The 10,535-nt window shown below is 69.5% G+C and carries 14 protein-coding genes and 2 pseudogenes; 8 read left to right on the plus strand and 8 right to left on the minus strand.

The window, feature by feature from the left end; translation table 11 throughout:
• Window positions 1–56 precede the first annotated feature (56 nt).
• From ABZZ04_RS37080 to ABZZ04_RS37095, 4 genes are all read left to right on the plus strand, one after another.
• Entirely contained in the window at window positions 57–491 is a 435-nt protein-coding gene (locus ABZZ04_RS37080) for a DUF6223 family protein (RefSeq protein WP_356936647.1), read from the plus strand.
• A 62-nt stretch (window positions 492–553) separates the two neighbouring features.
• Window positions 554–790, plus strand: a complete 237-nt coding sequence (locus tag ABZZ04_RS37085; RefSeq protein ID WP_356936648.1) for a hypothetical protein — start codon at window positions 554–556, stop codon at window positions 788–790.
• Window positions 791–977: 187 nt separating this feature from the next.
• Window positions 978–1,181, plus strand: coding sequence for a hypothetical protein (locus ABZZ04_RS37090; protein ID WP_356936649.1), 204 nt, complete (start codon window positions 978–980; stop codon window positions 1,179–1,181).
• A gap of 109 nt (window positions 1,182–1,290) precedes the next feature.
• Window positions 1,291–1,857, plus strand: coding sequence for a hypothetical protein (locus ABZZ04_RS37095; protein WP_356936650.1), 567 nt, complete (start codon window positions 1,291–1,293; stop codon window positions 1,855–1,857).
• Between the two features lie 487 nt (window positions 1,858–2,344).
• On the opposite strand, the gene ABZZ04_RS37100 is transcribed toward ABZZ04_RS37095, so the two are convergent.
• Window positions 2,345–2,899, minus strand: coding sequence for an SMI1/KNR4 family protein (locus ABZZ04_RS37100; RefSeq protein ID WP_356936651.1), 555 nt, complete (start codon window positions 2,897–2,899; stop codon window positions 2,345–2,347).
• Between the two features lie 351 nt (window positions 2,900–3,250).
• Entirely contained in the window at window positions 3,251–3,769 is a 519-nt protein-coding gene (locus ABZZ04_RS37105; protein WP_356936652.1) for a HEAT repeat domain-containing protein, read from the minus strand.
• A 70-nt stretch (window positions 3,770–3,839) separates the two neighbouring features.
• On the opposite strand from ABZZ04_RS37105, the gene ABZZ04_RS37110 reads away from it, so the two are divergent.
• Entirely contained in the window at window positions 3,840–4,049 is a 210-nt protein-coding gene (locus tag ABZZ04_RS37110; protein ID WP_356936653.1) for a hypothetical protein, read from the plus strand.
• Window positions 4,050–4,541: 492 nt separating this feature from the next.
• Here ABZZ04_RS37110 and ABZZ04_RS37115 read toward each other — a convergent pair whose 3' ends face one another.
• From ABZZ04_RS37115 to ABZZ04_RS37125, 3 genes and pseudogenes are all read right to left on the minus strand, one after another.
• Complete coding sequence (locus ABZZ04_RS37115; RefSeq protein ID WP_356936654.1) at window positions 4,542–4,844, minus strand: hypothetical protein; 303 nt, start codon at window positions 4,842–4,844, stop codon at window positions 4,542–4,544.
• A 52-nt stretch (window positions 4,845–4,896) separates the two neighbouring features.
• Window positions 4,897–5,181: pseudogene (locus ABZZ04_RS37120) on the minus strand (IS110 family transposase); the annotation flags it as partial.
• A gap of 16 nt (window positions 5,182–5,197) precedes the next feature.
• The gene (locus ABZZ04_RS37125; RefSeq protein ID WP_356936659.1) at window positions 5,198–5,959 is read right to left on the minus strand and encodes an ATP-grasp domain-containing protein; all 762 of its coding nucleotides are present in this window, start codon (window positions 5,957–5,959) and stop codon (window positions 5,198–5,200) included.
• A gap of 712 nt (window positions 5,960–6,671) precedes the next feature.
• Here ABZZ04_RS37125 and ABZZ04_RS37130 point away from each other — a divergent pair.
• Window positions 6,672–7,058, plus strand: coding sequence for a DUF6355 family natural product biosynthesis protein (locus ABZZ04_RS37130; protein ID WP_356936655.1), 387 nt, complete (start codon window positions 6,672–6,674; stop codon window positions 7,056–7,058).
• 881 nt (window positions 7,059–7,939) lie between these two features.
• Here ABZZ04_RS37130 and ABZZ04_RS37135 read toward each other — a convergent pair.
• Complete coding sequence (locus ABZZ04_RS37135) at window positions 7,940–8,374, minus strand: protein-tyrosine phosphatase family protein (protein WP_356936656.1); 435 nt, start codon at window positions 8,372–8,374, stop codon at window positions 7,940–7,942.
• A gap of 323 nt (window positions 8,375–8,697) precedes the next feature.
• Here ABZZ04_RS37135 and ABZZ04_RS37140 point away from each other — a divergent pair.
• Window positions 8,698–9,294 (plus strand): annotated as a pseudogene (locus tag ABZZ04_RS37140) (serine/threonine-protein kinase); the annotation flags it as partial.
• On the opposite strand, the gene ABZZ04_RS37145 reads toward ABZZ04_RS37140, so the two are convergent.
• Window positions 9,247–9,651: a DUF6188 family protein gene (locus ABZZ04_RS37145; RefSeq protein ID WP_356936657.1), complete on the minus strand. Its 405-nt coding sequence runs from the start codon at window positions 9,649–9,651 to the stop codon at window positions 9,247–9,249. The pseudogene ABZZ04_RS37140 and the gene ABZZ04_RS37145 sit on opposite strands and share 48 nt — an antisense overlap.
• Before the next feature lie 162 nt (window positions 9,652–9,813).
• On the opposite strand from ABZZ04_RS37145, the gene ABZZ04_RS37150 reads away from it, so the two are divergent.
• Window positions 9,814–10,017, plus strand: a complete 204-nt coding sequence (locus ABZZ04_RS37150) for a hypothetical protein (RefSeq protein WP_356936658.1) — start codon at window positions 9,814–9,816, stop codon at window positions 10,015–10,017.
• A gap of 368 nt (window positions 10,018–10,385) precedes the next feature.
• Here the strand turns inward: ABZZ04_RS37150 and ABZZ04_RS37155 are convergent, their stop codons facing one another.
• Entirely contained in the window at window positions 10,386–10,532 is a 147-nt protein-coding gene (locus ABZZ04_RS37155) for a hypothetical protein (RefSeq protein WP_356936660.1), read from the minus strand.
• Window positions 10,533–10,535: the final 3 nt, after the last annotated feature.

Consider the following 10,535-nt stretch of genomic DNA (forward strand, 5'->3'; position numbering starts at 1 on the left):
GGACAGGATCCGACGACATCCAGCAGCAGGAGCTGTACGAGAAGAAGGAGCACCTCATGTCCGTCCGTTATGTGCTTGCCGTCGGCGCAGGCGTCCTGTTCGGGGGGTTCGGGCTTGCCGCACCGGCGGCCGCGCAGGCTTCGGCCCGGCCGATCGCCGTCGATGCCTACGCCCTGACCACCGGGCGGCTCGTGGGCACCGTGGCCGCACTGGTGGCGTTGGCCGGCGTGGTCATCGGCGCCCTGGCCCTGGCCCGCTCCGCCGGCCGAATCGGCGACGGCAACGGGAAGAAGGGGGCCCTGGTGTCCCTGGCGGCGGGGCTGATCGGCACCGTCATCGGCGCGGTGAATCTGGCCGTCGCCGACGGCGGTCCCGGCACCGGCAACGGAGTGATCGGTGGCGCCCTGGCCCTGCTGCTGGGGCCGATCGCAGCGGTCCTCGGCCAGCTGGCGCGGGTCCGCTCCCGCCGCACCGAGCGGCTGACCGGCTGACCGCCCCGACTACGAGGGCGCGTTCGTGTGGGGGAGGGACAGGGGCAGGGCATGAGGAGGCGATGACGGCAACCGAAACTCCCCCTGCGGGCAGGACTCCGGCGGGACCGGGTCGCTTCTGTTTCCGGCGCCGCCGCCTGGTTCTCCTGATCTTGATCGTCGGTGTGGTCGTGGTGTCGTTCGTCGGCTTCGGCTACGACGCCGCCCCTGGCAACGGCTTTCCCGGAGGAGACTCGCAGTCGGCCGAGATTCAGCAGCTGATGGAGAAGCACTTTTCCAGGAGCAAGGGGACCGACTGACTCTCGTGATCGAGGCCGTTCAGGGGGTCGGCGACCCTGCCGCCGGGCAGAGGACCGAGAGGTACGTCGTTGATCTCGTCGACTCACCTGTGACCGGGCCGGTGACTTCGCCGTACCAGGACAAGAGCCTGGTGACCCAGGACCGTCGCATCTCGCCCGTACGACCATCCCGCCGAGCGACGAGGAGGTGGACAAGAGCGAGTTCAAGCCTTTGGTGGCCACGGTCAAGAAGGCCTCCGGCGACAGCGTCACGCCTGCCCTGGGCGGGTACACGGCGGAAAAGGCCGAGGCACCCCCGCAGAGTCCGGCCGAAGGCGTAGGCATCCCGGCAGCAGCGGTGACCTTGTTCATCGCCTTCGGATCACCGGTGGCCATGGCCTGCCGATCGTGACCGCCCTCCGGCAATCGGCTCGGGTGGGCATGCAACCACTGCGCATCCGTGGCGCAAGGGCCTTGGAAACGTGGCGGAATGGTGACATCGAGGCTCCAGGATTGAGCCCGTGAACACGACAAACCGGTTCCGGACCGTGCCCCTGGGCTTCCTGTGGCGTTTCTCGGGCGTAGGGCCCGGCTGCCTGCTGGGTCTTCTGGTGGCTGTCGTCCTCGGCACGAGCGGCGCGGTGGACCGGCTGGGCACCGTCCCCAGCCTGCTGATCGTTGCCGCGATGGTCCCCGTGGTGGCCCTGCCCGCACCCATCAGTTTCTGGGTGCGCGCCGACAGCGAGGGACTCACCCTCTCCAGAGCACTTCTGCGCCGTCGCTACCGCTGGCACAACATCACCGGCCTGGACATGACTTTCGACGAGGACCCTGATTCGGGCGCAGCTCGCCTCACGATGCGTCTGCGCCTGTTCACGACCCCCGTTACCGGCCGCGGACCCCTCGTCGGCGTCCTCGGCCTCGCCCCGGGCCATCAACTGCAGGGCACCGGACCGCGTCGACTCGCAGACCTGTTCGCCCTCCTCGCCGCCCATGGTCTCCCCCTCACGGACCCGGACTTCGCCAACCGCCTCCTCACCGCCCACGGCCTTCCCCCACTCGGTCCCGGTCCGAACCCGGTCGGCTGATCCGCTCTCCGCCTCTTCCAGGCACTGTTCGCCATGACCGAACCGAACGACCGGGCCGGGCCACGGGTCCGGTTCGCCAGGGCTGACCTGGGAGCAGCCCCGGGCGGCTTCGTACGCACAGGGCGGACAGGACCGATCGGCACATTGCACGCCTGACAATGATGATCGGAGATCAGACACATCTGGCCGGACCTTCCGGATCCACCGTGCCGGAGTCGTCGTGGTCCGTGTCCCTGTTCGCCGCAGCCGATGCCCCGCTGCGGGCGCGAGCGGTGTGCGAGACGTTGGATGTGGAGATCGCGCCCGACAACATCCGCTTGAAGCTCAAGCGGATGTTGTCGGGCGCGGAATCCTGGTCGAGACCGAGCAGGGCTTGTTCACCCAGCCGCGGCCATGGCCGACCGGCGAACCCGCGGCCAGGCCGCCCGCCCCCAAGCGGAAGGGCGACACGGGCACCGACCTCACGTAGAGCTTTCCGAGTTGCCGATCAGTCGATGCGGTCGCTCAGGCCCAGCACCTTCGGGTTGTCGCTGGGGAAGTTCCTGGGCATGCCCGGCACGTCGATGGTGCGCCCGTACACGCCTGCCAGGAACTCAACGGCACCGACTGGGAATTCGATCCAGTCGGCGTTGTCCGTGCGGACGACCACCGGCCATGCGTCCGGATCCACAGGGCTCGTCCTCCAGTAGAAAGTGTCCCCCGAATTGGACGACGCCCAGGAGATCAGGCCTCCCGGCTGCGGGTAGGGAACGTAATCCTCGGTGTCGCCCATCTCGTACAGATCCTGAAGGATCTCGTCGTCCCTGGACGCGGACGCCCACGGCGCCTCGGCACCGGGCGTGGGAAGGGACACCATGAGGAAATCATCGATGACAAATACCGGGTACGCCTCCGCCAGAGAGCGGAAGTCCGAGGGCAGCGCCGTCCCGAGGCCCGCCTCGAGGGCGGTCCAGTCCACGCCGTGTCCGCCCGGCACACGCCACCGTGTCATTGAAGGCAGCACGGCCTCCAGCTCTTCAACCCTCACCATGTCGTCTGCCAATCCGGGGAGTTCTCGACCACGACGGTCTCGAACCATACTCTGTCCTCGACACAGGGGGACGCGGCCACATAATTGCCCGGAGAGTTACGAACCGCCCTCTCAGGTGCGCCCCGCCTGGCTTTGTACACGAGAACGGAAGTCGTCTGTCAACGGCTCCGGGAGTCACCGCGTGGGCCAGTTCCTTGATCAATTTCGATGAGTTCGGGAGCCGCTCACGGCCCGGCGGGTGGTTTGTGCGACATCCCGCAAGTAGCTGAGGCACAGGGAGTCCTGGCGAGATTGATCTTGTCCGGAACGCCTGGCTGAGGAATCGCGGCCGGGCGTTCCGGGTGAGCGGCCACGACTCCGCGGTCAGAGCTCGCCGCGGCGTGCGAGTTGATTCAGCGCGTTCTCGCGGATGATCTCGTTCTCGTCGTCGAGCAAGCCTTCGAGGACTTCCCGGGCCTCCGGGCCGGAAACAGCGCCGAGAGCCCAGATCGCCTTCACCGCAAGCGCCCGGTTCTCGTCCCAGTCCAGGCGCTCGGGGACCCAGTGAGTCGCCAGGGCCAATGTCGGCACCGTCCTGGGCGAGCGGAGCCTGCCCAGCATGGACACGATGTCCTCGTGGCCCCTGTGCCAGTCAGCGGGGAACAGCTCGGTCAACGACTCCAGGAACTCCTCGACCGAGGCGTCGGCGGCGGCATGGAGGATTAGCGCCATCTCGACGTCGTCGGCGTCCCGGCGCTCCATGGCGTCCCGGAGCAGCCTCAGCGCCAGGGCCCCACCATCGGACTCGCCGAAGTGGGCGAGTACCTCGTCGAGCGTGCGCGTCGGACCCTCACCCAGTCCGATCGCGAGGCCCATGACCAGTTCCTGCTCCTCGGAGGTCATCGCCCGACCACCTCCCATGCATTGAACGCCCCAGGTATTGACTGGACCCTAGCAAGATCGTTATCGACGGGTGTCTCCCGACCTCGTGAACATCGGTCTGGCCGCCGGCAGGGCGCCTTCTGAGCTCATCGACAAACGACTCCCGTTCTCGCGAACAGAGCCACTGGGCGATACCGCCCCGCTCGGCGACTTCCGCCGCGGCCTGATCACCGCCGCCCCGAACGCGCCCGTCACCCGGGAGCGGGCCGACCACTGCCGCACCGCCTGGAGCCGCACATGACCGACTGCACCCTTGCCCGCTACGGTCGCGCGGATCTGCCCGCGATCCGGCAGATACTCCTCGGCGTCCACGCCGACGCCCACGCCGCCGAGATGGACGGTCCCTTCCACCAGGCGGAGAAGTTCGCCTGGTTCGTCGACCACTGGGGCGCCAGGCCCTCCTTCGACTGCGTCATCGCCTTCGACACCGGCCAACCCTCGGGCTTCGCCCACGGCGCCACCGCCGGCCTCGGCCGCGAAACCTGGCGCGGACACCTCTCCCCCACCCCCACCCCGGGCACCACCTTCGCCCTGTCCGAACTCATGGTCCGCCCCAAGCGGCGCGGCACCGGCCTCACCCGACGACTCCACGACACCCTCCTCGGCCCTCGCCCCTCACCCCGAACAGCTGACCACCCTCCTCGTCGACACCATCCACCCCCGCGTCCAGGCCCTCTACGAAACCCGGGCTACCGCAAGATCGGCGACCGCCAGCCCTTCCCCGACTCCCCCTCTACACCGTCAAGCCGCCGCCCCATCGCCCCCGCAGAACCTCGGCCCAGTCTCCAGCTCCCGGGCCCGGATCCTCCCACTGCGGCACCCGGGTGGGAGCCGTCTCGATCAGGTGCACGAGCGTCCAGGCGACGCCGTAGCAGTCGTCGGGGCCGAAGCAGGTGGCCAGGGCAGCCGCCTCTTCGGACGTGACGGGGCGGGAGATCGTCCTCAGCTGGCGTTCACGCCTGTCGATCTCTTCCTCGCTCGCGTCCCAGTCGGGAAGCGGTCCGTCGGCAACGAACGTCTGCACTTCGGGTCTCATGACCGAATGATCGTCTCCCCCGCCGCCCCTGGACAAGCTGCCTCGTTCTGCTTCACGCGGTGGCTGTTCCTGCTGGCTGGAGCTCTGAGGGGAAGGCGATCGCCTCATCGAACGGGGCCCGTGCCAAGAGGCAGTGACGGAGTTGGCCGAGCATCCGGTTGAACAGGTACCGCAGAGCCTGCATGTGCCGGTCCCCTCCTGCTCGGCGGCGCCGGTAGTGGGCGTACGCACCACTTGAACCACCGAGGGGGGCGAAGGCCCACCGGTGGCCGACGTGGTTGAGGCGGTTGTTCTTCACGAACCGACGTCCGACGTAGCGGCGTTTGCCGGAGGCCCGGTTCGCACAGTGCGGATCAGTGCCGTTCGAACGCCAGATCTCGCGGACGCATGTGCTCGCGTGGCCCCGCCGCCCGCAGGACCACGTCCAGCACCCGTGCCGGGTCGGCCGCGTAGGCATGCGAGAACCACGCCATGCTGGCCTCCACCACCGCCCAGCGGTGGCCTGGGCGGTAGGCCCAGCGGTGGCCTGGGCGGTAGGGATCCAGCAGTTGTCCGACGTCCACGACGACGGCGCTCGGCAGCGTGTGCCCGGCTGCGGCGGCCGGCCGGTCGGCGAACTCAGCGATCTGCGCGGTGGTGGCCCGGTCCGCACGGTCCGTACCGGGCGGGCGGGGGTCGAGTCGGCCGAACACCGCGTACCGGCTCGCCGTGGCGATCCGGCCGTCCAGCAGGAACAGCCGGTACTCGGCCGCGAAGGTCACCACATCGGACAGCAGCACCGGTTCTGCCGGATCCAGGGAGGAGGACAGCCGGGAGCCGTCGGTGTAGACATCGGCAGGGAAGGACCTGTCACGGGGCGGCTTGACGAACGTCGGCTGGTCGATCGCCCATGCGTCCGCGATGGTCCCCGCCCGTACCCGGCGGCCGGTGAACTCTTCCGGCAACTCGGCGAGCCGGCCGTCTGCCGGCTCCAGCAACGCGAACCCGAGCCGACCGGCCAGCCGCGCACCCGCGACCGGTCCGCCGTACCAGTACGCAGGGCCTGCCAGGCCGGGCTCCTCCGCCGCCCTGACCGGCATCCCTCGGCCCGCCGCCTCGACGGCCAGCAGTTCCATCGTCGACGTCCGCCACCCAGGCATGACCAGCACCGCAAACCCCTCCTGTGTTCCGCGAAACCGCCACGCCAGCCCCACCGTTACCGGCGACGCAGCCGAGAATTCCCCACAGTCGAGCGCGGCCGCGGTACCCGGGGCGGTGTCTCGTGTGCGGGACGTCTCGGTGCCGGCGGTGACCGCGTCGTGGATCGCGGCCAGGGCGCGGGCGATGTCCAGGAGCCGGTACGCCTGCGCGCCGGAGATGCCGAACTCCGCCTGGCGGTACGCCTCCCGGCTGCCGTGCCCGAGTGGCCCCAGACGCGGGCGGCGTGGGCGGCGCGGCCCCGGGCGACGAGGACCGCCACGGAGCGCCGGACGTCGTCCATCGCCTCGCGCAGCCCGACCGTGATCTCCCGGCGAGGTCTGGCAGCAGGTGCTGGAGGACCTGCCCCTCCGCCACGCCGGCTGAGACAGCCCGAGCCGTCCCGTCTTGCCGAGCGGATCCAGCGCCTTCGCCGGTCACCCGAAGCAGAGTCGGACGACCACCCTGAGATCCGCCGTCCTCATTCCCGTTTCAATCTCACCCGCCACTCAATCCAGCGACATACAGTCATGGTGCGTAAACATGGAGTTACGCCGGCGGTGCCAGTGCGACGCGCAAGAGGTGTCGTGATGTCGGGCAGAGCCGATCATCTGGTCATCAATCGTCATGACTCGCCCCCAAGGAGTGTTTGTGAAGCTCTTCCCCCGTCCTTTTCGAGTCGTTCTGGCGGCAGCGTCAGGTGCCGCGCTGGCCATGATGGCGTTCCCGGGTCCGGCTCACGCCGAGCTTGAGCGCGGTCCGGAAGTGCGTCAGGCGGGTGCGAGCTCTCTCGCCCCGTGCGGCTTCTTCCGGTACAGCGTCCGCGAGTCCCAGTTCGCCGCATACAACCACTGCGGCTCGACGACGGTGCGGGTGCACGTCGACGTCGCGGGGGGTGGTAACACGAATGACTACCACCTCTGCGTCAGTCCCGGCCGCACGCAGCTACCGGGCGCAGGTCCGAACTATCTCAACGCGTACTACATCGGCGGCGCCGGCTGCCGGAGCGGAGATCGCACCGGGCACACGCCCCACTGAGCCTTGATCCGACTTCGATGGCAAACGGTCCGGGGTTCATTGTCGGGGGACAGCGAGGCCTGCGGCGGGTTCGGCCGGCGCACGAACGGCGGAGGCCGGCGTGGCTCCGGCGGGCCCGGGTCGTTGAGTATCCGGCCGCACTGCCGTGCCCTGTGGCGGGGCGCTGACCGCCGAGCGACGCGAACGAGGACCGCTGCCGAAGATGCCCGCCCCCGACCCTACGTACGGCTACGACCCGGAGACGAACATGGTCCGGGTCGATCAGCACGACCTGGCATGGCTGCTGTTGATGTTCCGCTTGCTGATGCTGATGCGCGAGCAGAAGCCGGACCGGTGGAGGCACACGGACGACCACGACCTGTCCTTCGAGCGCCTCGCGGACGCGGTCGACGCCAGCTCGCCGATCCGGTACGGCAAACGCTGGACGGGCCCTGATCTGCGGATGCGCTGCACCACGACCGAGGCGGCCTACACGTGGCCGAACGGTGCCCCGTACGACAGGGAGGCGACGTTCACCTGGATGGTGCCGGCCACGGCTCGCACGCCACCAAGGACGAATCCTTCCGGGGCGCCACGCACAAGGCGCTGTGCGGGTTCAGCCGGGCGAAGGGCGACAGGCCGCGCCGGGTGGAAGGGCTGCCGGAGTGCCCGGAGTGCCGACGCGAAGTACAGCTCGGTGCCGACCGGCCCCGCGGCGCCTGCTCTGCGGTGTCCTCTCGCCATGGGTGACGTACAGGCCGTCGATGTTCCAGCAGGTCCGGTGTGGTCCCACGCCTGCCGTCCGGCCGTTCCGTCTCACCTATGAATCCACACCGACCTGGCGAGGAGCATGACCCATCAAATCGCGGAACGGGATGAAACAACGGCCCAAATGGTCCGCCTCAACGCGGCGTGAAGTTCCGTACGTAGCGCCGCTGCCAGGGTGTCTCCACCGCCCGCGGATGGTAGCCCCGGCGGACGAACGCCACGGCGTCCGCCGCGGGGACCCCGTCCAGCACGGCCAGGCAGGCCAGCGCCGTCCCGGTCCGGCCCAGCCCGCCGCCGCAGGCCACCTCGACCCGCTCGTCGGCGGCCCGGTTCCACACCTCTTCGAGGAGGACCCGTGCTGCCTCCCGGTCCGCCGGAAGCCGGAAGTCCGGCCACCGCAGCCACCGCGACTCCCACCCGGCCGGGGGCGGGGTGCGGCCCAGCAGGTACACGCCGAACTCCGGCTCGGGACCCGCGGGCAACGGCTTGCGCAGCCCCCGGCCACGTACCAGCCGTCCGGAGGGAAGGGCCAGGATGGCCGGATCATCGGTGTTCCACTGCTCGCTCACCTCGGCCATTAAAGCACCCGGCCCACAGCTCCGGCCCCTGGTTCACCGGAGGCACGAACGCCCGGTTCTCCGCCGGAGAACCGGGCATCGCAGCACACCGCCGAGCCGCTCTCCAACCGCCCCGGTGGAGGCGCCTCGTATGCTGGCCCGGCGGAGCGGGGAAAGCTGATCGCGGACCGTTACGAGCTGATCGGCCGTCTGGGCCGGTGTGGCATGGGCGAGGTGTGGGTCGCGCGGGATCGCGTGCTCCACCGTGAGGTCGCGCTCAAGCTGCTGGATCTCGGCGGGACTGCCCAGGCCGACCTGCCCCGGCGTTCGAGCGCGAGGTGGTGGCCGCTGCCCAGATCGTCCACCCCGAGGTCGCCGCCCTGTACGACCGGGGCATCCACGACGACGTGTTGTTCCTCGTCATGGAGAAGGTGGACGGCCAGACGCTTGCAGCGCGTCTCCAGGCCGAGAGTCCTTTCCCCCTGACGCGTGCCGTGGCCATCGCCAGCGGCATCTGTGCCGCGCTGGAGGCCGCCCACCGGGCCCGGGTCATCCACTACGACATCAAGCCCCACAACGTCATCCTCACCAGCAGCGGGCTGGTGAAGGTCATCGGCTTCGGGATCGCCGGGTTCGTCCAGGCCACGTTCATCGTGACGCGCTCCTCCCAACTGGCCCCGGCCGGAACGCCGGAGTTCGGCGCACCGGAGCAGTTCCTCATAGAACGCGGCGACGAACGCTCCGATCTGTACGCACTCGGCGGGATGCTCTTCGCGATGCTCGCCGGCCGACCGCCCTTCACCGGGCACGACAGCATCGCGGTCGTGCGGCGCAAGCTCGACGAGGAGGCCCCGCCCCTCGACGCGCTCCGCCTGAGCCGGCTCTCAAGCCTGTGGCCGGTCGGGCATCCTCACGCCGCCACCGGGCAGTGAACTGATGGAGGAACTGCCCCGCAGACCGATGACCCAGCCGAAGGCATCGGAAGAGACAGGCACGTCCAGACGCCAGCCGTTGGCGAAGCGCACTCGCAGACTGCCCGAATCAGCTGCATGAACCTCTGCGACCACCTGATCGAGCAGTTGCGGAAGCCGATCGAGGTTGGTCCGTGTGGATGCGTGGACGGGAACGGCTTCGTGGTCCGTCGTCAGTTCGGCGGGGCTGTGAACCTCGATCCGGCTCGAACCGGTGTGAAGTCGCAGGAGGTTGCCGATGATCACCTCTCCGATGCCGATCCCACGCATCGAGTGGATGTCCCAGCCATCGCCCACACGATCGATCCCGTTGTCCATGCCGCAAGCCTACGGACCCCGGCCGTTGCGCAGCCGTACAAGATCGTGTCACCAGCTCTGAGGGGCTCTGAAACGGGTTGCTTTTCTCCTGGATCGCCAATTCGCGAGGGAATCTGCCAGCTTTCTCCAGCATCGGGCCCGTGCTCCTGGTCGTGCTCGTCGGTGGCCCTCGCCTTCGCCACCGGCTCCGAAGCGCCCGGCCGCAGCGACGGCTTCCGGGTGGGTTTCCTGGCCACCGCGATCTTCTCCTTGGCCGGCCTCGCCCCCGCCCTGCTCCTGTTGCTCCACCGCCCCGCCGAGCGCCGCGCCGTCGTGGGGACGGCATCGGAGGACGAGGAGGTGAAGCCGGTGACAGCCGGCCACTGATCGCCGCCCTCCCCTCGCGCCAATGCGTGGACCGGCCTGATTGGCTGTCACCGGCACCCGACCTCTGCCTCGCGCCACCCACCGGGGTGCGCGGGGCGGGGCAGGGCAGTTGCCGACCAAGCACGTCACTGTCGCCACGGCCTGGTCCGACCTGGCCGTCCGGATGCCGTCGGACGGGTGCGGAGCGGGAGCGGCCAGATGCCGGGGCGGCTCCCTGCCGAGCGTCGGCCCTGCCCCGGAGCGGGTCGGCACTGCGTACAGGTTCAGCGCCCGGTCGGCCGTACCGGCCCGCGTGCCCGCAGCCGTACGGGCCCGCCCGGCGCCCGCCCCACCGGCGAAGAGGGACGGAAATGCTCGACGGCGACCGCTCATGCGCGGGAGTGCTTGAGACTCTCGATGATGCGGGCGAATCCCTCCGTCCCGTGGCCGGCGTCCACCTGCTGCTGGATGAGGCGCTGGACCATGGCGACCGGTTCGGCGCTCACCCCCTGGTCGGTGATCGCCTCGATGAACAGGCC

It is taken from the genome of Streptomyces sp. NPDC006435 (assembly GCF_040612315.1).
In the GTDB taxonomy this organism is placed as follows: domain Bacteria; phylum Actinomycetota; class Actinomycetes; order Streptomycetales; family Streptomycetaceae; genus Streptomyces.